General features: G+C 47.4%; 17 protein-coding genes. 16 read left to right on the plus strand and 1 reads right to left on the minus strand.

All coding sequences use genetic code 11. The features are described from left to right. The first annotated feature begins 44 nt into the window (after positions 1–44). A complete protein-coding gene (locus tag HP552_RS23940) occupies positions 45–866 on the plus strand; it encodes a carbon-nitrogen family hydrolase (protein ID WP_175397902.1) in 822 nt (273 codons plus the stop codon). An 83-nt stretch (positions 867–949) separates the two neighbouring features. Beyond that, the gene (locus tag HP552_RS23945) at positions 950–1,135 is read left to right on the plus strand and encodes a hypothetical protein (protein ID WP_095292751.1); all 186 of its coding nucleotides are present in this window, start codon (positions 950–952) and stop codon (positions 1,133–1,135) included. 199 nt (positions 1,136–1,334) lie between these two features. Here HP552_RS23945 and HP552_RS23950 read toward each other — a convergent pair whose 3' ends face one another. Then, on the minus strand, positions 1,335–2,279 hold the full coding sequence (locus HP552_RS23950; protein WP_175397903.1) for a LysR family transcriptional regulator: 945 nt from the start codon (positions 2,277–2,279) through the stop codon (positions 1,335–1,337). Between the two features lie 335 nt (positions 2,280–2,614). Between HP552_RS23950 and leuC the strand changes: the two genes are divergently transcribed. From leuC to HP552_RS24020, 14 genes are all read left to right on the plus strand, one after another. Next, entirely contained in the window at positions 2,615–4,036 is a 1,422-nt protein-coding gene (leuC, locus tag HP552_RS23955) for a 3-isopropylmalate dehydratase large subunit (protein WP_175397968.1), read from the plus strand. Positions 4,037–4,067: 31 nt separating this feature from the next. Beyond that, complete coding sequence (gene leuD, locus HP552_RS23960) at positions 4,068–4,670, plus strand: 3-isopropylmalate dehydratase small subunit (protein WP_095292742.1); 603 nt, start codon at positions 4,068–4,070, stop codon at positions 4,668–4,670. Positions 4,671–4,947: 277 nt separating this feature from the next. Beyond that, positions 4,948–6,354, plus strand: a complete 1,407-nt coding sequence (locus HP552_RS23965; RefSeq protein ID WP_175397904.1) for an N-acetylmuramoyl-L-alanine amidase family protein — start codon at positions 4,948–4,950, stop codon at positions 6,352–6,354. A 257-nt stretch (positions 6,355–6,611) separates the two neighbouring features. Continuing rightward, positions 6,612–8,021 (plus strand): N-acetylmuramoyl-L-alanine amidase family protein, encoded by a 1,410-nt coding sequence (locus HP552_RS23970; RefSeq protein WP_175397905.1) that lies wholly within the window; start codon positions 6,612–6,614, stop codon positions 8,019–8,021. A 34-nt stretch (positions 8,022–8,055) separates the two neighbouring features. Then, positions 8,056–8,757, plus strand: a complete 702-nt coding sequence (locus HP552_RS23975) for a GerMN domain-containing protein (RefSeq protein ID WP_175397906.1) — start codon at positions 8,056–8,058, stop codon at positions 8,755–8,757. 76 nt (positions 8,758–8,833) lie between these two features. After that, complete coding sequence (locus HP552_RS23980; RefSeq protein WP_175397907.1) at positions 8,834–11,572, plus strand: S-layer homology domain-containing protein; 2,739 nt, start codon at positions 8,834–8,836, stop codon at positions 11,570–11,572. A 164-nt stretch (positions 11,573–11,736) separates the two neighbouring features. After that, positions 11,737–12,432, plus strand: coding sequence for an endonuclease III (gene nth / locus HP552_RS23985; protein ID WP_175397908.1), 696 nt, complete (start codon positions 11,737–11,739; stop codon positions 12,430–12,432). Positions 12,433–12,455: 23 nt separating this feature from the next. Continuing rightward, positions 12,456–12,728 (plus strand): hypothetical protein, encoded by a 273-nt coding sequence (locus HP552_RS23990; protein ID WP_024630585.1) that lies wholly within the window; start codon positions 12,456–12,458, stop codon positions 12,726–12,728. Positions 12,729–13,045: 317 nt separating this feature from the next. Beyond that, positions 13,046–16,711 carry a dynamin family protein gene (locus HP552_RS23995; protein WP_175397909.1) on the plus strand — a complete coding sequence of 1,222 codons (3,666 nt, stop codon included), beginning with the start codon at positions 13,046–13,048 and terminating at the stop codon, positions 16,709–16,711. Positions 16,712–16,979: 268 nt separating this feature from the next. After that, a complete protein-coding gene (locus tag HP552_RS24000; RefSeq protein WP_175397910.1) occupies positions 16,980–18,752 on the plus strand; it encodes an ABC transporter ATP-binding protein in 1,773 nt (590 codons plus the stop codon). Continuing rightward, positions 18,749–20,599, plus strand: a complete 1,851-nt coding sequence (locus HP552_RS24005) for an ABC transporter ATP-binding protein (RefSeq protein ID WP_175397911.1) — start codon at positions 18,749–18,751, stop codon at positions 20,597–20,599. Before HP552_RS24000 ends, HP552_RS24005 begins: the two co-directional genes overlap by 4 nt. A 136-nt stretch (positions 20,600–20,735) precedes the next feature. After that, a complete protein-coding gene (gene purT / locus HP552_RS24010) occupies positions 20,736–21,923 on the plus strand; it encodes a formate-dependent phosphoribosylglycinamide formyltransferase (protein WP_175397912.1) in 1,188 nt (395 codons plus the stop codon). Continuing rightward, positions 21,913–22,371 carry a GNAT family N-acetyltransferase gene (locus HP552_RS24015; protein ID WP_175397913.1) on the plus strand — a complete coding sequence of 153 codons (459 nt, stop codon included), beginning with the start codon at positions 21,913–21,915 and terminating at the stop codon, positions 22,369–22,371. The genes purT and HP552_RS24015 overlap by 11 nt, the downstream gene beginning before the upstream one ends. Positions 22,372–22,822: 451 nt before the next feature. Further along, positions 22,823–23,599: a CAP domain-containing protein gene (locus HP552_RS24020; RefSeq protein WP_175397914.1), complete on the plus strand. Its 777-nt coding sequence runs from the start codon at positions 22,823–22,825 to the stop codon at positions 23,597–23,599. Positions 23,600–23,753 lie beyond the last annotated feature (154 nt).

Below are 23,753 nucleotides of genomic sequence, written 5' to 3' on the forward strand. Positions count from 1 at the left end.
TCAAGCTATGATAACAGGTATTACGATTCAGAGGAGTGCATGTCATGACAGAACAACAACCGGGGGAAATGCGTGTTGCCCTGATTCAGGGCGATATTCAGCTCGGAAATCCTGAGGCCAATCATAAACATATGCAGACATTGCTCGAACGAGCAGTGGAACAATATCCGGATCTGAAACTGGCAGTGCTGCCGGAAATGTGGAATACAGGCTATGCTTTGGAGAAAATCCAGGAGCTTGCTGACCCGGAAGGTCAAAGATCACGGGCATGGTTATCGGCTTTTGCTCAGAAACATCAGATTTCAATTGTCGGGGGATCCATAGCCGAGAAGCGAAATGACCAAATTTTCAATACAATGTATGCGTATAACAGAAGTGGAGATCAGGTCACCCGTTATGATAAATTGCATCTGTTTCGTCTTATGGATGAAGAGAAGTATTTGCAGCCAGGCGCCGATCCTGAAATTTTCGAACTGGAGAACGGTCTCACAGCGGGTGCTTCCATCTGTTACGATATTCGCTTTCCAGAACTTGCCCGCACGCTTGCATTGAATGGGGCGAGAGCATTGATAGTACCTGCTGAATGGCCCAATCCGCGTTTGCACCACTGGCGTACACTATTGACGGCACGGGCCATTGAAAATCAGATGTACGTCATCGCATGCAACCGGGTAGGTAAAGGGGGAGACACGGAATTTTTCGGACATTCTCTCATTATTGATCCTTGGGGTGAAATTGTAGCTGAGGGCGGAGAAGGGGAAGAGATCGTGACAGGACTGATTCGTCCGTCTCTCGTAGATGAAGTGCGGGGACGTATTCCGGTTTTTGAAGACCGCAGACCTGGCATTTATTTTGGGGGAAAATAACAAAAGATATTTCAGTAAGGTGTTTATTCTTCCTGGAGGCGGGTAATGATAACTATCCCGTCACCAAGGAGGATGATCAATCAATGGACAACCATGTGAAAGATACGCTCAGGAGACTGGAACAGGAAAACACAAGGGAAGATCATTTGAGGCCGTTCTTAGAGAATGGGGCAGGAGGGCTATCACCCCCTGAACAAGCTGTTCAGGACGAAGGCCGACTGGTCAATCAGCAGAACAGGCTGACGAGTGAACGTAATTTGCGAAAATAAACGGCTAGACATGAAAATCTCTTATGTACGTTTCTACGTTAACTTAAATCATGATATCAGCAACATGGTGCTGTAACGAAGCATTGCGATCTCATGCAAGAACTTGATCCTGCTTATGCGGGAGACGAGTATATAACAAAGGCTTGGCCCGTATGGGTCAGGCCTTTGTTTGTTTTGATCCGTTTTGATCATGGAGTGTTTATTTTACGTAAGCAGTATTTTCGTGATCACCCTCAGAGAGCTTGGCAACAGTCTGTTTAAATGTGTCAATAAAAGCTTCTGCTGCCTTGGACAGTACGCGTCCCTGGCGGTAAGCGACGACCAGAGTACGACTCGGGACAGGTTCAGCGAGTGGTACATATACAGGCACGAATTCACTGCGTGGTGCCCTCGCAATAAAGCGTGGAACAAGCGTGATTCCCATGCCTGTAGCTACAAGGGACTGCACGGTTTCAATGTTGTTGCTTTCAAACACAACACGCGGATCAAATCCGGCCTGCTCACACAGATCAAAGGTCAGTTTACGGAAGCCTTGACCTTTTTTCAGGACAACAAAAGACTCATCCCGCAGCTCTTCCATGTGAACGGGAATCGGTTGTTCCGGATTTCCTCTGATGGCCAGGGGATGATTAGGTGGAACCGCCAGATCAATCCGCTCTTCACCGATCGCAACGTAAGACAAGCTCGGCTCCTGGAGAGGCAAGGAGAGCAGACTGAGATCTGCCTTGCCGCTTGCTGTCAATTTCTCCAGGGTAAGTCCGGCGTCCTCGAGCAAGGTAACTTCGATATCCGGATAAGCTTGCTGGTATGCAGGGAGCACGTGCGGAAGGAGGTGTGAACCGGTGATCGGCATGCTGCCCACAACGACTTTACCCTTGCGCAGCTGGGAGATATCCGACATTTCCTGTCTGAGCAGCTCCACGGCATCAACAATTTTCTGGGCTTGCTCCACAAATGTGACCCCGGCATGGGTCAACTCCACGGTGCTTGTATTACGTTGGAAGAGTAAAACGCCCAGCTCTTTCTCCAGTTTGGATAATTGCTGACTGAGTGAAGGCTGCGCGATATGAAGCTTCTCGGCTGCCCGGGAAAAATTCCGTTCGGCAGCAATCTGCAGCGTATATTGAAGTTGTCTGAATTCCATATGCACATGTCATTCCTTTCGTTATGCCACCATTATAACATTCCGGGTGAATAAATCATTTTCCTGTTGTGAATCCGTGGAAAAAGCATTGACACCATTGGTGAAGCAACGTAGTATAAGTTTTATGATAATGATAATTGTTATCAATTAAAGACCGCTGTGTATGCAGAGGTTATTGGCATTTGCCTCATTATAGGTCAAACCTATTACATCTATAGATATTATATCTTGGAACAATGAAGGACAGGGTGATATATTTATGTCATTCAAGAGCTTCACCGTTTGGACAAAAAAGAAGCTCTTCCAAGGACCGAACTTATGATGAGGTGAAAATGATGAGTAAAAAAACGATGTTTGAGAAAATCTGGGAAAATCACGTGATTCATCAGGAAGAAGGAAAACCTAGTATTTTGTATATCGATCTGCATCTGGTGCACGAAGTAACTTCTCCACAGGCATTTGAAGGACTGCGCTTGAGTGGTCGTAAAGTACGTCGTCCTGAGCTTACATTCGCAACAATGGATCACAACGTACCGACCAAGGATCGCTTCAACATTACAGATCCGATTTCCAAACAGCAAATTGATACACTCTCTCAGAACTGCCGTGATTTCGGCGTTAAACTGTATGATCTGGATACGATTGATCAAGGTGTCGTACACGTTATGGGACCAGAATTGGGTCTGACTCACCCAGGTAAAACTATCGTTTGTGGTGACAGCCATACGTCCACGCACGGTGCATTTGGTGCACTGGCATTCGGGATCGGAACAAGTGAAGTCGAGCATGTTATGGCAACCCAATGTTTGCAACAAGCGAAAGCCAAAACGATGGAAGTTCGCTTCGTTGGGAAGCGTAATCCGGGTGTAACCGCAAAAGACATGATCCTCGCAGTGATTGCCAAATACGGCACAGACTTTGCGACAGGTTATGTTATTGAGTATACTGGCGAATCCATTCGCGAACTCAGCATGGAAGAGCGTATGACGGTCTGCAACATGTCCATCGAAGGTGGGGCAAGAGCAGGGATGATCGCGCCGGACGAAACGACGTTTGAGTATCTTCGCGGACGTGAATATGTACCTGCAGGTGCCAAATTCGATGAAGCTGTTGCAGCATGGAAAGAGCTTGTTACCGACGAGGGTGCTGAGTTTGATCGTGTCGTTGAGATTGATGTGGAGTCCCTGATTCCGCAAGTAACTTGGGGTACGAGTCCGGGTATGGGAACAGATATCTCTTCCAAAGTACCTGTTCCGGCAGAACTGCCGACTGAAAATGAACGTAAAGCGGCTGAAAAAGCGCTTGAATATATGGGACTTACACCAGGAACACCGATCTCTGAAATTCCGGTTGATTATGTATTTATCGGTTCTTGCACGAATGGACGGATTGAGGATCTGCGTGCGGCAGCACAGGTTGCCAAAGGTCATAAGGTGTCCAGTAATGTTACGGCAATCGTCGTTCCTGGCTCAGGCCGTGTTAAAATTCAGGCGGAAAAAGAAGGTTTGGACAAAATTTTCACGGAAGCCGGATTTGAATGGCGTGATGCGGGATGCAGCATGTGTCTCGCGATGAACCCGGATGTATTAAAGCCAGGACAACGCTGTGCTTCGACTTCCAACCGTAACTTCGAAGGACGTCAAGGACGCGGAGGACGTACGCACTTGGTATCTCCAGCAATGGCAGCTGCAGCAGCAGTTAAAGGTCACTTCGTTGACGTACGTGACTGGAATTTCAAAACGGAAGCAGTTATCTAACAAGTAACGGACAGAAGGGAGAACGGATCACATGGAAGAATTTAAAACATTGCAAGGCATCGTTGCACCGGTAGACCGGGTCAATGTAGATACAGACGCAATCATTCCCAAACAATTTTTGAAACGGATTGAACGTACCGGTTTTGGACAATTTTTGTTCTATGAATGGCGTTTTGATGAAGAGGGGAACAACAATCCTTCCTTCGAAATGAATAAATCCCGCTACGAAGGAGCGTCCATTCTGATCTCCCGTGCGAACTTTGGCTGTGGCTCATCCCGTGAGCATGCACCATGGGCGATTATGGATTATGGATTCCGTTGCGTCATCGCACCGTCTTTTGCGGACATCTTCTATAATAACTGCTTCAAAAATGGCATCTTGCCAATCAAGTTGTCCGAAGAGCAGGTAGAGGATCTGTTCCAGCGTACAGCTGCGCATGAGGGTTATGAACTGAATGTGAATCTGGAAAACAAAACGATTACAGATGCACACGGACTGCATATTGATTTTGATCTGGATGAGCATCGCCGTCAATTTTTGCTGCAAGGACTGGATGATATCGGCCTGACGCTGCAGCATGATGATGAGATTACGGCTTATGAGCAGCGCCACGCGGCGAAGCTGTTTGGATAAGTTGCTCCATAACTAGCATTTCATAACAAGTGTAGTCTATCAACCTCCATAATGGGCAGGGAACCTGGTGTTCCTTACTCAATATGGGGGTTGTTTTATTTTTTTGTGCTTGCGCTTATCTGCGGGAAGACAGGGTTTTTCCGACTAAATATGACAACGTTGTAACCGGATGATCAGACAATATCTGATAAACTGTTTAGTATATTATGGAAAGTTACATAGAGGAGCAGTGGAAGGTAGTTAAAGGTACAAAACACAACAGAACGGTGGATGATTTATGAAGAAATGGTCTGTTGCAGTCGTTTTCTTTCTGTTTATGTGTTTATTTCCTGTCATGGCGAATGCCAATGCAGGGCCCTCGATTGTGCTTGATGGTGTGACAATTGATCAGCGATCTGGAGCGCCAGCCGAGAATATAGGGAAAACCGTGATGGTACCTATTCGCATTGTTTCGGAAAATCTTGGTTATCAGGTAAAGTGGCAAAAGGAAACGAAGTCGGTTCTTGTTCAAAAAGGAAACAGCAGCATTGAGATGACAGCTGGCAAAGATGCAGCGACGGTCAATGGAAGCCTTGTAGAGCTGGATTCCCCACCTTTGATCAAACAAGGAACCACACTGGTCCCCTTACGTTTTGTCGGGGAAGGCATGGGGCTGAAAGTGGGATGGGACAATGGGACCAAGACGGTAAACCTATTCACCGTCCCTCCAGTGGCAGGATCGAATGAAGAAAATGATGCAAGTGAAGCCCCAGCACCGAGCATGAATACAGAATTGCAAAGTATCAGTTTCAGCGGGGATCGACTAATTGTAGCAGTTAATGGTGAGATCATGCCGAAGCTGTCTACGCTTGGTGAACCGGATCGCATTATCGTAGATTTGCCTGGCACAACCTTCTCTCAGGATTTCCTTCAGGGACAAGCCTCCGGCCCCGATGGCAGCGGCAGTATTGAAGTGACGGATTCCGAGCTGGTGTCCAAGGTTCGATATGCAATGTTCAGCAGCTCACCATCTACTGTTCGCGTCGTGTTTGACTTGAAACAGTCCGCAACAGCCAAATGGTCACTTGGAGAAAACAATGTGATGCTCGTCGATCTGACAGCAAGTAGTGGTGAGTCTGCAAGTAAACCAGCCTTGCCAAACGATGACGGCAAGAAAATAGTAATTATTGATCCGGGACATGGCGGAAGGCAGTCGGGAGCTGTAAGTATTTCTGGCAAATACGAGAAGGAATTTAATTTAGCTGTGGGTCTAAAGGTCCAGGCACTGCTGGAGCAATACGATGACATTCTAACGGTGATCACACGACAGGATGATACGGAACTGTCATTAAAGCAGAGAGTAGATATTGCGGAACTTAACCAGGCGGATATCTTCATCTCCATTCACGGCAACAAATTTACGAATCCTGTTCCGAATGGAATAGAGACACTTTATAGTCGTAAAGACAGTAAATCTCTGGCGGATACACTTCACAAATATGTGTTGCCGGTTACGGGACTTAAGGATCGTGGTGTGAAAATGGTCAGCCTGCATGTAACCCGTGAAACAACCATGCCTGCCGTTTTGCTAGAACTCGGTTTTATGAGCAATCCAACAGATGAGGCGATTATGCTCACTGAGGATTATCAGGACCAATGCGCTCAGGCGATAGCAGACGGAATAGCAGAATATTTGGGGCTGTAAGGCTGGTTATTCGTAAAAACGCAGTTTAGGACAGTCCGTTGTTTTCAGATGTTTAATTGATAAAAAAGGAAATAAACAGACATTAAAATGTAGAAAAAGCTTGATTTGACAACGTTTTTTTTCTGTTATGTTGGAATATATTCGCAACTTTTGAGAGCACGTGGCGTCTAATAGGTGTCTGGTAATGCCCACGTGGTCAGTCGGAGCTGTAAGTTGCAACATGCAGCGAAAAAATATGAGAATGGTAGGGGTGAAGGATGAAGAAGTTCGGTTTTTTGGTACTGTTATTTGTCTTTGGGCTCGTTTTCCCGGGCTATAGTCATGCAGCAGCAGATACGAAAATTATCCTAGACGGGAAAGAGATTGTACAGCCATCGGATGCCAAGGCGGAGATCATCAACAGCAAAGTGATGGTCCCGATTCGGGTAATCTCCGAGAGTCTGGGGTACGGTGTGGACTGGAAACAGAGTACAAGCACTGTGACTATAAGCAAAGACAACATTGCCATGCAGATGATTGTTGGACAGAAGACGGCAACGGTGAACGGCAGTAACGTGAACCTGGATGCCCCGCCACTCGTAAAAAATGGTACGACACTTGTGCCACTCCGATTTATCGGTGAACAAATGGGTCTCAAGGTGGGTTGGAACAATACCACGAAGACGGTAACATTAATTACCCAGAATTCAGGTTCCGGAAACGGAACAACAACTCCTCCGAACTCCGGTAATAATGGCGGAGGAACGAATGAGGAAGGTCTTGTACTGGTGAACGGCATCAGCTTCAGTGACAACCGCTTCTTTATTGCAACAAGCGGAGATACGAAGCCGAACGTCTTCACGATGACAGGACCGAATCGAATCGTTATCGACTTACCTAATACCGCATTCGCTGATTCTTTCAGTGAGGGACAAGCTCTTGACAGCAACCAGAATGGACAGCTTGTAGTTAGCGGTTATCCCGATGTTTCTAAGATCCGGTATTCACTATACAGCAACAGCCCTTCTACTGTTCGTTTTGTCATTGACCTTTCCAGTGCCAAAGGTTATGAGGTTCAAAACGATTCTGGTTTGATCATGATTGATTTGAACAAACAAGGCGAAACACCTGCTCCACCAGTGGGGGATAATGGCAAGAAAGTTGTCGTGATTGATGCAGGACACGGGGACCAGGATCCTGGTGCAATCGGTGTTACCGGAAAACGGGAAAAAGATTTCAACTTGGCGATGGCTTTGAAAGTGGAAGCACTGCTGAAAAAAGAGTCTAAAATTGACGTAGTGCTGACCCGCAGCGACGATACTTTTCTGGCTTTGAGTGAACGTGTGAAAATTGCCGAAAAAGTAAACGCGGATATCTTTATTTCGATTCATGCCAATAGTGGGCCTGCTGCTGCCAACGGTGTAGAAACGTTCTATACTCGATCCACCAGCAAGGAACTGGCTACCATCATGCACAAGTATCTTCTGCAATCCTCCGGATTGAAGGATCGTGGCGTGAAGACGGCAAGCCTCCATGTTACCCGTGAAACGACAATGCCAGCAGTTTTGCTGGAAGGCGGTTTCCTGAGCAATAAGAGTGATGAAGCAGCTCTGTTCACTGAAAGTTTCCAAAACAGTGTTGCGAAGGGTATTGTTGCAGGAATCAAGGAGTATCTGGGAATTAAATAAGGGCTAACCCTTATGATCAGGAGGCGGAGTTAGAATGAACAAAAAATTATGGATTGCAGCACTGTTGGTGACGGTTATGGCAGTTGCTGCCGGATGTGGAAGCAAGCCAACAGCAGCTCCTGCTCCAAGTCAGACTCAGGGAGCTGGTACAGAAGTTAACGTCCCTGAGGATCAAAATAGCGAGAATGAGACAAATGATACCGAAATTACGGATCCTGTAACTGTGGAAACAGAAGGTACGACATCTACACCGGATTCGACACCTTCCAGCTCGGGTTCGGAAGGCACGACTTCTTCGGGAGGAACTTCTACGGAGTCCAATAGTACTTCACAGAGTACAGAACAAAAAACAATTAATGTGTTTTATACCGATCCGGAAGAGCTGGAAGTGCATGAAGCCACTGCGAGTATCTCCTACGCTACAGATGACGACAAATACAAGGAAGCATTTGCAGCTTTGCAACAAACGTCAGATGACAAACTTGTTCCACTATGGGCTAAAGAGATTGAATTAAAGTCCGTAAAATTTGATGCAGGTGCACTCACATTGGATATCCATATGCCTGATACCGCGCGTCTTGGTGCAGGTGGAGAAGCGTATGCAATTGATGCCTTGAAGAAAACATTCTTCCAGTTTGATGAAGTCAAATCGCTTGATTTGTTGGTGGACGGGCAGCAATCTGAGAGCTTGATGGGCCATGTCGATCTTGAGCATCCAATGACGAGATCCGAATAGGTTCGCTGTTGCTTGTTGTTTTACCGTTTTTCAAGGGATATCGACCGACCGTTTTACATGAGAGGGGAAATCATAGGTGACTTTTAAATATAACAATCCATCACACTCTAAAAAAGTAGTATCAGCCGTGCTTGCAGGCATGATGGCCCTTAGCACTGGCGGAGCTGCCATGGCAGCAGAATCAACAGAAGCGGAGCAAAGCCAGACTGCAGCTGTTAGCAATACGACTGCACCTGCAGGTTTGTTCAGTGATATCAAGGTTGGATACTGGGCTGAGAAGCATGTATATAAACTGGCAAACCAAGGTATCCTTCTCGGTAACAATGGTCTGTTCCGTCCAGGAGATGCGGTAACACAACAGGAAGCTGTAACCATGGCGATCCGTTTTATGAACCAGGAAGGCCAGTTGAACGACAGCACGGCTGCGGCATTACCGACAAATATGGAAGTGGGGAACTATTTCAAGCCATATGTCGCTTTGGCGCTTCAACTGGGACTGATTGATAAAACGGAAGAATCCACAGCAGACGTCTCCAAAACATCATGGGGACAAAAGCCTGCATCGCGTGAGTGGATTACCAAATTACTGATCCGTTCATTGAACAAAGAGGCTGAAGCGAAGGCACAGAACAGTCAGTCAACTGGCTTCGCCGATGATGCAAGCATTTCCGAGGATGGAAAAGGTTACGTCAATCTGGCGGTGAGCCTAGAGCTTGCCAAAGGAGTGGAAGGCAACAAATTTAATCCTACTGGCTCGGTAACGCGCGCCCAACTGGCGACTTTCTTCAGCAGAGGAGAGGCGTTAACAGAGACGGCATATCCGAACACCTTTACGGGTTATGTGACTGGCTTAAAGGATGGTCAGATCAGCATGCTGGTTGATGGCAAAGCAATGAACTTTGCGGTGAACACCAGCACACCATATTTTACAAAAGACAGTGAAACACGTGCGGCAGCACCCAATGTTCAGCTCTATACCAAAGTGCAGGTGGTTGGCTCTGCCGGAACTGCAGCTTATGTGGAGGTAATGGATGCGACACCGCAGGTAGAGAGCGTTGAAGGTACTTTTGCACGTTCACTGTCAGGCAATAAAATTGGTATTTTTGTTGGCGAGAACTATGAAACGTACGGATATGATGAAGCTACGGCATTCATTGATCAGAATGGAAATGCCATTAAGCTGTCTGATATTACAGCAGATAGTATCATTGAGGTGCAGCGCGAAACGTTCTCCCCTGACAAAAAGACTGTCGCCATTCGTGTGAAATCCGGTATTGTCAACAAGAGCGATAGCGGTGTGATTGCGGAAGTAAGTACCACTGGAAAAACAATCAAGTTCACGAATGCAGCAGGAACCACTGAGCAATTTGTGTATGGCGATAATCTTATCATTCGTTATCAGGATCGAATTCTCTCCCTCGCCGAGCTTAAAGCAGGAAGTGCGGTTAAATACACAGTGAAAGACAGTGTTCTGCAAACCATTGAATTGTCTCAGGGAGTAGAGCAGTCGGTACGTGGTACCCTGGTAGAGATCGGCGGCAATCAATCCACACTAACGTTCAAACGTGAAGGAGGCTCCCTGGAGGCGAAACTTCTTGCGGAAAATCCGGAAGTGGTGATTAACGGAATTCAGGATGCCACATTGAATGATCTGATTACGGATGCAACCAATGGTGACCAGGTAGAACTTACGCTGAACGGGGAAGATCGCGTAACGAAAATACAGGTGATTGGACGTCAGATGGAACCGATGAACGGAGCTTCCGTGGTATCCTACAACAGCAAAACCAAAGTGTTGACGGTACTGGACAGCAACAAAAAACCATTTGTATTTACCCTGGATGATAAAACGAAGCTGGACTACAACACAACCAAACCTACACTGGCTGGATTGGAATCGCTGTTGAACGAAGGACGTAAACTTGATCTGACTTATGTTGGAACACGAGCATTGTCCGTAAAAGTAATTTACAAATATGAAGGTACGCTCAGCGGGATCGATACGAATAAGAAAACGATCAGCTTATTGTCCGGTAATCAAACCATCACCGTCCCATACTCGACCGTTCCAACAATTGAGATTTATAACAAGTCTGGAGCAGGTTTGGGCGACCTGAAAATTGGTGATAAAGTGACAGTTACACTTGGTTCTAATCAGGATTACGTACAGAAAGTGTCACTGAACACCGTGGCCCAATTTGAAGTCGTATCTGTAGAGACCAATGGCCGTGTTCGTGTAAAATCAGATTCGTTGACAAGTCAGTTTTACGTGGATCAAGCTGTTTTGACTGGTGAAAGTGGACAGTCGATCATGACTTCCCAGTTAACAGCAGGCAACCTGATTAACGTCACATTCGAAGGAACTACGCCTAAAGCGGTTCAGGTCGTGAAACGTACGCTTGCGGAAGTGACATCTGTGGATGCGACTTCGGTTACACTGAAGTTGTTTAATGGACAGAGCGAAACTGTACCTGTTAGCGGTGCTGTAAAAGTCATCAAGTCGGGTTCCACATTAACGACATTAAACAGTCTTACAGTGGGTGATCGTGTAGAAATGACAAAGGATACGGACAATTCGACACGATTCAGAGTGATGACGATTATGAGCAAACAGTTCTGGTCTTATGATGGAGTAGGAAACCAAATTTTGGTTAAACGCGAGTCCACTTCAGACACAAATTACCGTTTTGCACTTGGTACAGGCGTATTTGTTCACCAGGGTGACAACACTTTAAGCGTGCAATCTCTCAAAGATAATGATAATATTGTATTGTATCTCCTGAATAATGTAGTCATGGAGATCCAAAAACAGTAATCGTTTCTTTTCGAGGATCAAAAGAATGACCGTCTTGATGCGGGATCTTTCCTGCATCAGGACGTTTTTTTTGCAAGCTTTTTGGGCGTCCCCGCAGAACACTCGAAATAAGCTTGGAAGTAAGTCTCCACTCTGTGTGGTGATTTTGTGGGAGGTAGCTCTTCATGAATGCAGCAACGGTTAGGCACATACTCGATACAATGGAAGCGATGTTCCCTGATGCACATTGCGAATTAAATCACAGCAATGCGTTTGAATTGACTGTAGCTGTTCTGTTGTCTGCCCAATGTACCGATGAGACGGTAAACAAGGTGACCGCAGACTTGTTCCAAAAGTACACCAGTCCTGCCGACTACCTGGCGGTTCCTCTCGAAGAGCTGGAACAGGACATCCGACGTATTGGTTTGTACCGGAACAAGGCCAAGCATATTCAGAACATGTGCCGTATTTTAATAGAGCAGTATGGCGGTGATGTACCGCAGGAACATGATCAGCTTGTGACCTTGCCAGGCGTTGGGCGGAAAACTGCGAATGTGGTTGTTTCCAATGCGTTTGGTGTACCAGCGATTGCGGTGGATACTCACGTTGAACGTGTATCCAAACGGCTCGGGCTGGCAGGCTGGGACGACTCCGTACTTGAAGTCGAGAAAAAACTGATGAAGCGCGTACCCCGGGATGAGTGGACCTTAACTCACCACCGGATCATTTTCTTTGGACGCTACCATTGCAAGGCTCAAAATCCCCAATGTCATATCTGTCCATTGCTGGACATATGCCGGGAAGGGAAGAAGCGTATGAAAACGTCCCAAATCAGGAAAGATAAGGAACGTGTTACTACCCCAAAACGAAAAATAAATTAATGAGTAGAAGAGGATGAGTAATCATGAAATGCATTTCCGTGTACACTGACAATTTTGAGGCTTTTTCCGATATTTTCGAACAAATCGTTGAACAGGAAATGGCTGAAAATGAAGAGAAAGAAGTAGAAGGCATCACTGTAAGCCACTCTGGCGATGTGCCTGAGCACTATTTGGAGCGCATGTCTACAAAACCGGAAGTTGTAGTTATGAGAGACAAAGGAAGAGACATCACTATTCTGCAGCATGGACAAGTATTTGAAATTTTGCTGCCCTCAATGGAGAATGCTGTTTCCTAATTTTCTTGCTAAACGCAAGAGGTGTTTATCAATGCTGGCATCGAACTTACCACATAAGTTCATGCTGGCATTGAATACAGCATACATAGCATTGCACTACCGACATGATGTCTTAACAGAAAATACATCACAACACAGATAAAACCGACAGATCGGTTTTATTTTTTTTAGCTAAAATAATCTGTTGTTCTTGCAGGGCCGATCATCTATACGTGCAAACCGTTCAAATTCAGGTCGTCTAATGTTAAAATAAGACTATTATAAGATAAAGGCATTAAACAGATGCCAAATTAGAGGAGCCAGGGGGAAGGCCAGTCATGACCAGAACAGAATACCCAGTAGAAATGGCCAAACCTCTGCTTTCACTGCGTGAGGCGATGGAGCAGAAAGAAGACCATACTGCTGTACAGGCTTTAACGGATCTGATGAGCAAGGCGGAAATGAAGCAGTTAACGATCGCATTTTGTGGGCACTTCTCAGCAGGAAAATCGAGTCTTATCAATAGTTTATGCGGTAAGCGGGTCCTGCCTTCAAGTCCTGTTCCTACAAGTGCCAATGTGGTGTCCATTCGTAATGGTGCGCCTCGTGCATTGATTTATACGGCTGCTAACGAAAGCGCTGACAATCAGGCAGCTCCTCTTGAGGTATCTCCTGAACAATTGGAGGAGTACTGCAAGAATGGCGGCGCATATCGTTCTATTGAAGTATGGGATGATATTCCTTTGCTAGCGGACGATGCGGTGCTGCTTGATACGCCAGGTGTGGATTCGACGGACCGGGGACACGGTTTGGCGACCCATTCGGCGCTTCACCTGGCAGATGTGGTGTTCTATGTGATGGATTATAATCACGTCCAGTCTGAAAGCAACTTATCTTTTGCCAAAAGTCTGTCGGATTGGGGTAAGCCGTTGTTCCTCATTGTGAACCAGATTGATAAGCACCGGGAACGTGAGCTTGCGTTTGACGAATATGTGAAGGGTGTAGAGGCCATTTTTGATGCGTGGGAAGTCAGGTATGACGGCCTCTTGTTTACTTCGCTTCGCGATAAGGAGCATCGTTACAATCAATGGCATGTGCTTCCTGATTTAATTCAACACATGATGAAAGAAAAGGAAGCGTTGATTCAGCATAGTCTTGCAAGTTCGGCCAGCCATATCACCGAGCAGCACTTGATCAGGCAGGCGGAACAGCGTGAAGACGAAGAGTCCGCTCTGCTGGAGGAAATCGGAGGACGGGAAGGTTTAGACCGTTTGGAACGAGACTTAGATAAGCTAAAGGGAGAAGAAGAGGAACTTCGTAAGAAACCTGCACGAGAGCGTGAGAAGTTCCGGGCCGAGCTGGAGCCTCTTCTGGCGAATGCCAATCTCACTCCGGCAGATATTCGGACATCGGCGTCAGCCTATCTGGAGAGCCGGAAGCCCGGGTTCCGGGTAGGTTTGCTCTTCTCGGGCGGCAAAACTGAACAGGAGAAGCAGCGCCGTGCAGCTGAGCTTGTGAAAATGCTTCAGGATCAAACCTCGGGTCAAGTGGAGGTGCACATCCGCACCATGCTCCGCAAGCTGGGAGAATCTCACCAGCTGTGGAGCCCGGAGTGGGAACAGGCATTAAATGCGGAGCTGCCTGTTCTGGATGAAGCACTGCTGGAGATGAAACGAAGCGCCAGCGCAGAGGTGTCTCCCGAATATGTGCTTCAATTCAGCAAGGAGGTGCGGGGCGAGATTGAGGCCCGCTACCGCAAGTCGGCCATGCTGCTGGCCGACCGTTTGCTTGAGGCGTTGGGCGCGCAGGGTGAAGCCGCGCTCCAGGCGCTGGACGCCAGCCGCGCAGCGCTGCTGGCGCAATCCGCGGCGGCGGCGCGCTACACGGCGCTGCAGCGCGCCGCCGCCGCCGAGGCAGCAGGGCTGCGCAGCCTGCTGCCCCCTGCGGGCCCCCTCACCTCCGGGCTGTTGCCGGAGGTGCAGGGCCCGCACGTGCCCGCGCAAGAGCCGAGCGAAGCTCACGGCTCTCGCCCGGGCACGGCAGCGTCTGTGGCTGCGCAGCCACAGACGGAGGCGCCGCCGCGCAAGGCTGCGGCGCACGTGCAGCCGGCGGCTGGTGCACAGCGCCGCCGGCGCCTGGACGCAGCGGCGGCACGGCTGGAAGCCGCCGCTGCGCTGGTAGAGCCGTACCCCGCCATGGGGTCGGCGGTACGGGATCTGCGTGCACGCGCGGCTTCGCTTGCGGGCGGCACGTTCACTCTGGCGCTGTTCGGAGCCTTCAGCGCCGGCAAATCCTCCTTCGCCAACGCGCTGCTTGGCGAATCTGTACTACCCGTATCGCCCCATCCAACGACAGCGGCGATTAACCGGATCATGGCTCCAGCCGGGGGCGCGGAGCATGGAACCGCCCGGGTCCGGATGAAGACCCGAAACGCCTTTCAGGAGGATCTGGCCTATTCGTTCCGTTTGCTCGGACTGGGTGAACCAGGAGCAGATTGGCAAAAACGGGTCAAGTCTTTATCGCCACAAGAGGTACATCCGGCAGGGCGACCGCATTACAGCTTCCTGCAGGCAGCGGCTGCAGGCTGGGATGACACGGCAGATCAGCTGGGCCAGGATATCCAGGTAGACCTGAACGGATATCGAAACTTTGTGGCCAATGAACGGAAATCCTGTTTTGTCGACAGTATTGATCTGTACTACAGCTGTGAGGTCACGGAACAAGGCATTGTGCTGGTGGACACACCAGGAGCCGATTCGGTGAATGCCCGTCACACTGGCGTAACCTTCAATTATATGAAGAATGCGGACGCGCTTATTTTTGTAACCTACTACAACCATGCATTCTCCCAGGGGGATCGACAGTTCCTTAATCAACTGGGACGGGTGAAAGACAGTTCTGCCATGGACCAGATGTTTTTTGTGGTTAATGCCAGTGATCTGTCTTCATCTGAAGAAGAGCTAGAGCAGGTTCTCGACCATGTCAGCACACAGCTGCGAACGAATGGAATCCGTGCGCCCCGATTATTTCCTGTTTCCAGCCTGCTCGCGATGGAGGGCAAGCGTGCGGGAGACGAAAATATGCTTGAACAATCGGGTTTTATCCGATTTGAAGAGGAGTTTAATCGGTTCGCAGGTACGGAACTTGCTGACCTTGCTGTTGGAGGTGCTGCCGAAGAGTTATCACGGGTCGTGCAGCGGTTGGATCAGCGTGCACATGATGCTGTTCAGGGTGAAGAGGTGCTGCAGCAGCGCAGGCAGGAACTTCATGCCATCATGGATCAATCGCTCGCTCGAATTCGGACCCTTTCGGAGCGGTCCATGAAAGAAGAGCTTGCCCAGGAAACGGCTGAATTGCTCTTTCATGTCAGACAGCGTCTGGGTTACCGTCTGGGTCTATTTATGGCTGAAGCATTTCATCCTTCCGTACTGCGGGAAGACCGTGGCAATCTGAAAGGCGCATTTGCAGCTTGCGGTCGAGAGCTGCTGCGCATGATCGCTGTAGAACTGGAACAGGAATTGCTTGCGACCACGCTACGACTGGAGCAAACAGGGAAGAGCTGGTTAATGAAGCAGATCAATGATTGTGTCCAGGAACTCAAACAACGATCAGGAGGAATGGATCTATCGCTGGCCTTAGACGAAAGTTGGAGCACACCTGTGCTCGAGGAGATCAGGCTGGAGGAACCATCGGGATGGAAAACCTACCTTGGCTACTTCCGCAATCCGAAGCAGTTCTTTGAAGGTGACGGAAGGCAGCGACTGCAGGAGGCGCTCGATCCGGTGATTAAACAAATGGTAGCTGGCGCTCTCCCAGCTGCACAGGAGAAGCTGGTGCAGTTCTATGAAGCCCAGCTGCATCAGTCATTGAAGCATCAATCCAGCCAGCTGGAAGATCGACTGAAAGAGGCCGTTGCTGCATTAAATGAGACATTGACGAGCGGTGTCCCGGCAGAAGAATGGCATAGCCTGTCAGTCCAAATGCAGCAATTCGTACACGAATAAGTATACACGCAAAGTGTATGCATATGTATCCGGAAAAAGGCTCCTGACCGACCAGGTCATACAGGGAGCCTTTTTTTGTCCGAACAACCTGAAACAAAGAGAATATTCAAACATTTGATTGATAGGTGGTCTTTTATTCCCGTTAATGACGCATTAAGGAGAAAGTAGCCTGAATATGGTCAGTTATTCGCTTTGCCGCGAATGAGGGACGGTGATAAACTTCATAAATGTTCATACTGTTTTTGAACTAGACAAGAGGAGGAGAAACATGGATGTTCTCAGGCAGCTGCAAACCTTTTTTTGGGAGAAGCGCACGTATTTATTTGTATCAATCTTGTTCCTCGCCATAGCGACTGCGCTGGGGCTGGTGTATCCGAATTTGCTCAGGATACTGATTGATGACGTCATTATACCGCGCAATTTTGAAGACGTTCCCATACTTGCTTTGACCGTGTTAGGTGTTGTGATTTTGAAAGCGGGAATGCAGTTTTTACACGGTTTTTTTGGAGGACGCCTCGGTAACTTCCTGGCGTACCGACTCCGTAACGCATGTTACGAAAAGCTTCAATTTTTATCCTTCCGTTACTATGATACGGCCAAGACGGGTGATCTGATGTCCCGCCTCACGGGAGACCTTGAAGCCATCCGCAACTTTATCGGGTTCGGCTTTGCACAGATTCTCAACATGGTTTTGATGGTCGTATTCGGCGCAATCATGATGATGACGATGAGTTGGCAGCTTACCTTGCTGACACTCATATGTATTCCTCTGCTTGCCTTCGTTGCGCTGAGATTTGAATCCCAGATCCACCCCGCGTTCCAGGAGATGCGACTGGCGCTCAGCTCATTGACAACAGCCGTACAGGAAAATATCACCGGAGTGCGTACCGTGAAATCTTTTGCACGCGAGCCTTACGAAGTGGAGAAGTTTTCCACACGCAACGAGCGTTACAAAACGAATCAGATTCATGCTGCAACATTGTGGAGTCGCTATTTTCCAATCATGGAGATTCTTGCTTCTGTAAGCGTTGTACTGCTTCTTGTCATTGGAGGAAGAATGGTCATCCAGCAGACACTGACGCTTGGTCAACTCGTTGCCTTCTTCAGTTTGATCTGGTACATAATCGGACCCATGTGGAACCTTGGTTTCCATATCAACAACTATACGCAATCCAAAGCTTCGGGCGAACGGGTGCTTGAACTGTTGAATACACCAGTGGACGTGCAGGAGACAGAAGATCCAATCATTGTCGAGGCTGATCAGGTTAAAGGGCATGTAACGTTTGAGTCTGTAACCTTTGCGTATGGCAATAAAATGGCGGCAGTTACCGATATTAATTTTGATGCGCCTCCGGGCTCGGTTATCGGTTTTCTGGGAGGCACAGGCTCCGGTAAGTCCACTATTATCCAGCTCCTGATGCGTGCATATAACGTCAATTCGGGAACAATCAAATTGGATGGCAAAAATATTAAAGACCTGGGCATTCGCAGCCTGCGGAGTCAGATCGCTTCCGTGTTCCAGGAAACGTTCCTGTTCTCGTCAAGCATACGCAACAACATCTCGTACGGTCTCAAAAATGTAAGCATGGATGAAATCATACGGGCAGCGAAGCTTGCCAAGGCTCATGATTTCATCATGGAATTTCCGGACGGATATGACACGGTTGTGGGTGAACGAGGCATGGGGTTGTCCGGTGGTCAGAAGCAACGGATTGCGATTGCGAGAGCTTTGCTTAAAAATCCGAAAATTCTGGTACTGGACGATGCGACAAGTGCAGTGGATATGGAGACCGAGCATGAGATTCAGTCCGGATTCCAGGAAGTCATGCGGGGAAGAACGACCTTTATTATTGCACACCGTATTTCTTCACTGCGTCATGCGGATGAGATACTCGTACTTGATGAAGGGCGTGTTGTTCAGCGTGGCACACACAAACGCCTCATTGAAGAACCTGGACCGTATCAGGATGTTTACAAGATTCAATACGCAGATTATATCGCCCGCGGCAAGCGGGAGGCTGGGGAGCAGGTGAACTCATGAGTGCCGAAACAGTAGCAGACAGGCGCGAGGTCAAAGGGACCACTGAAAAGAATCTTAATGAACGATTTGTCTATCAGGATGATGAGATCATTGAGAAACCGTTTAACTGGAAAGAATTTGGACGTTTGTTCGGATATATGAAACCTTATGCTAGGCAGCTCCTGCCACTCGTCATATTAATGATGATTTTGGGTACTATTACCAAACTGTCCGTTCCTTTTTTGATCAGTTTAGCGATTGACAGAGCGATAGCTCCCGCGAACGGACTGCCAAGCATGACAATGTTATATCTTATTGCGGGATCAGTACTCCTGCTGTATCTGATCCAGTGGGCAGCCAATACGTACCGGATCAAACTGACCAATATTATAGGACAGCGAGTCATTTATGACCTTCGCTCGGATCTGTTCAAACACATCCAGAAGCTCTCCTTTAACTTTTTTGACAAAAGGCCAGCAGGCTCCGTACTGGTTCGTGTCACGAATGATATCAACTCATTGCAGGACTTGTTCACAAACGGTGCTGTCAACGTCATGATTGACTGTGTGCAGTTATTGGGAATTATCGTAATTTTGCTCTTAATCAACTGGAAGCTTGGTCTGGCAGTCATTATCACGGTACCGATCATGTTTATCATATCCACCAAACTTCGGGTGTTAATCCGCCGAGCCTGGCAGGATGTACGCATGAAAAACTCCCGCATCAACTCCCACTTGAATGAATCTATTCAGGGGATTCGTGTGACGCAGGCGTATACACAGGAAAAAGAAAACATGAAATACTTCGACAACATGAACTTGTCGAGCAAACAATCATGGGACAAAGCATCGGCCATGAACCAGGGGTTTGGACCGCTGATCGAAATTACCGGCGGTTTCGGTACATTGATTCTCTTCTGGTTTGGTGCTTACCTGATTCAGGATGGTCAGTTGACCGTAGGTTTGCTTGTAGCCTTCGCCAACTATGTCGGCAACTTCTGGGACCCGATCAACCGTCTGGGACAGATGTACAATCAACTGCTGGTAGCGATGGCTTCCTCGGAACGAATTTTCGAATTCATGGATGAGAAACCAAGCATCGCCGACAAGCCGGGTGCGAAACCTATTCCTTCCATTAAGGGAGATATCGTATTTGATAATGTCGTGTTTGAATATGAGAAAGGCAGACAGGCGCTAAAAGGAATCAGCTTTACCGCGGGAGCAGGCCAATCGATTGCACTGGTTGGTCACACAGGCTCAGGGAAAAGTACGATTATTAACCTGATTAGTCGTTTCTATGACATCACTGGGGGAAGACTCACCATTGACGGTCGGGACATACGGGACGTAACGGTAGAGAGTTTGCGCAGCCAGGTCAGCATAGTACTGCAGGATACGTTCATTTTCTCCGGAACCATTCGTGACAATATTCGCTTTGGCAGACTCGATGCAACGAATGAAGAAGTGGAAGAAGCGGCGAAGGCGGTCAATGCCCATGAATTCATTATGAAGCTGCCTGGCGGATACGATACAGAGGTTGAAGAGCGAGGGAATGTACTGTCCATGGGGCAAAGACAATTGTTATCTTTCGCACGTGCATTGCTTGCAGATCCGCGGATTCTGATTCTGGATGAAGCGACAGCAAGCATTGACACCGAGACAGAGCTCAAAATTCAGGAAGCCCTGAAAGTGTTGTTGAAGGGCAGAACCTCATTTATGGTTGCTCACCGTCTCTCAACAATTCGGAATGCGGACAATATTATCGTACTCGATCATGGTGAGATCAAGGAAGAAGGAAACCATGAGCAACTTATCCAGAAACAAGGAGTTTATAATGGATTAATAGAAGCTCAATACAGATTTTTGTAAAAAATGATCGAAAAAACACAAAAAATCTTGTAAAATTCACAAGAAAAATAGGGAGCACTCTTGCATTCTTTAACCAAAACCCCGAAAATAGAGAGACAGATATAGAAGATTTCTCTTTGGGAGGATTGGAAAGAACATGTGGGGTGCTCCTTTTACGGCTCAAGCCAAAAAAATGCTGCTGTTGGGCAGCGGAGAATTGGGAAAAGAGGTCGTTATTGAGGCCCATCGACTGGGAGTAGAGACGATCGCTGTAGATCGTTATGACAATGCACCTGCCATGCAGGTTGCACACCGGTCTTACTGCATCGACATGTTAGATGCCGAAGCTTTGAAACAATTGATCCGTAAGGAAGAACCTCATTACATCGTACCTGAGATTGAAGCAATCGCAACAGAAGCCTTGCTGGAGCTTGAGGAAGAGGGATTTTGTGTTGTGCCTACGGCCCGTGCTGCCCGTTTAACCATGGACCGCGAAGGAATTCGCCGTTTGGCAGCCGAACAACTGAACCTTCCGACAGCAGCTTATCTTTTTGCAAACAACCTAGAAGAGCTTCAAGAAGCGGTTCGTAAACTGGGTACACCTTGTGTGATCAAACCCCTGATGAGTTCATCCGGCAAAGGGCAGAGTGTATGCCGCACGCCGGATGACGTAGAGAATTGCTGGAATATCGCTCTTTCTGGGGCGCGCGGCAAATCTGTACGTGTCATTGTGGAGAGTTTTGTGAAGTTTGATAGCGAAATAACGCTGCTTACTGTAAGATCCGTATCCGGAACCGTATTCTGTCCTCCGATTGGCCACATTCAAAAGGATGGGGATTATGTCGAATCTTGGCAGCCCCATGCCATGACGCCGCAGCAATGGGAGCAAGCTTGTCATATTGCCAAGTCTGTGACTGATGAACTCGGTGGTTATGGGCTGTTCGGAGTCGAGTTATTCCTGACATCCGACGGAGTCGTGTTTAGCGAGGTGTCACCTCGTCCGCATGATACAGGTATGGTTACCATGGTAACGCAAGACAGCTCCGAGTTTGCATTGCATGTGCGTGCAATTCTTGGTTTTCCGGTTACAGATGTACATCTGCTCACACCGGGAGCTTCAGCAACGCTGAAGGCGAATGTTGAAACAACTGACTTTACTGTAGGCGGGATTGAAGAAGCGCTGGCCCTTCCACGCACTCAGGTTCGTGTATTTGGCAAGCCTGAGACGAAAGTGGGACGCCGCATGGCTGTGGCACTTAGTGCTGGCCAGGATGTGGAGGAAGCTCGTAAAACGGCGGTTCAAGCCGCAAATATGCTGAAAGTGGAGGTAAATCATGTCCAATAATGCCCAGGCCCCTGTACTGATGATCCGAGAGTGTGAACTGCGAGATGCTGAAGCGGTAACGGGACTGATGCGCGAGGTCAGCTATCCGACAACAGCCAATGTTATGAAAGAGCGCATTGAAGGTTTGGAGAGCAATCCAAACGCATGCATGCTTGTTGCCGAAGTGGATGAACAAATTATTGGTATGATCGGCTTGCAATGTGTGCAAAGTCATGCCTATCCGGAACCTGCCGCTCAAATTACGTCCTTGATTGTAGGGCAGGAACATCGTGGAGGCGGCATTGGTCGTCGTCTGATGGCTCGTGCTGAGGACTGGGGCAGACAGCAAGGTGGGAAACAATTGTTTGTCACCGGTGCGAATCGTGAAGTTGCTTCATCAACATATTCTTTCTATGAGCATATTGGTTTCCAGAAGAGAGGATATCGTTTCAGTAAAGTCCTTCTATAGAAAGATTATTCTGAACTAAGGCACCAATTTGTCAATGAGATTGATGATTTATTGGTTCCTCGGGACATTCGGACAAGGTTTAGTTGTCTGGATGTCTTTTTTTTTTGGTTAAAAAAGGACGTCCCGCAAAGTCTATTTTTCCGATATGATAATCCTTAAGCCAATCATTGAAGAAAAGTGGCAATTTCAACGTGTATAGAGATTATATTAAATATTCATTTAAGCATGCATAAATCCGATATATCTTTTATAGCAAGTATGGGTACATAACTCAATTCATGGTATGAGCCTTCATGATATAAACTTTTTCATTGCTTTTGAATCAAGACGAATGTTACAAAAAAGTAACTTTTCCATAATTTATAGGTTCACATCATCATTATGAATTGGTATACTGCTAGAGTATTCATTACAAAGTTGTAACTAATTAATTTTCGAGGAGATGAATTATTTGAAAAAGAACTTGTTGAAAACTGTCGTCACTGGTAGTCTGACAGCGGTATTGGCCGTAGGGATTATGATGCCCGCTTCTGCATCAGCTGCAGAGGTGTCCACATATAAAGCAACGTTTAAACTTACGGATGCTGCGAGTCTGAAAACAATGCTTGAAAAATGGATGAAAGACAACGGAATTACGGTATCGAATGGTCAAGTTGTTAAACAGCCAACAGCACAGCCAGAAACAACAAAACCAACAAAACCAGAAACAACAAAGCCAGAAACAACAAAACCAACGCAACCAACTCAAGAAGAGAAACCGGCTGCTACACCAACGAAAAAGCCTGAAAACAATGGCAGCACTGGTAATACAAGCAACACAGGTAACAACACCAGCAACAATAGTAATGAGTCGGCACAATCCGATTTCGCAGCACAGGTTGTAAAACTCGTTAATGCTGAACGTTCCAAAGCAGGTTTGAGCGCACTGGCTTCCGATTCGCTTCTGGATAAAGTCGCTCTTGCAAAAGCAAAAGACATGAGCAATAACAACTATTTTGATCACCAATCCCCAACGTACGGTTCTCCGTTTGACATGATGAAACAATTCGGAGTAACGTACAGCTATGCTGGAGAGAACATTGCCAAAGGTCAAAAAACGCCACAGGAAGTTGTTACTGCATGGATGAACAGTGAAGGACACCGTGCTAACATCCTGAGCAAAAACTTCACCAAAATCGGCGTTGGTTACTTCAACGGATACTGGGCTCAAGAATTTATCGGCAAATAATACATTTGAATGAAGAACATTCGAGTTGTAATCGAAAAAAAGGTTATGTCATCACAGCTAGGTCTGTGCATGGCATAGCCTTTTTTCATTACCAAAATTAGATGATGATTGAAGCGGCAAAATTTGCAAATTATCGACAGAACATTTATGTTAT

Source organism: Paenibacillus xylanilyticus (assembly GCF_013359935.1).
Lineage (GTDB): Bacteria > Bacillota > Bacilli > Paenibacillales > Paenibacillaceae > Paenibacillus > Paenibacillus xylanilyticus.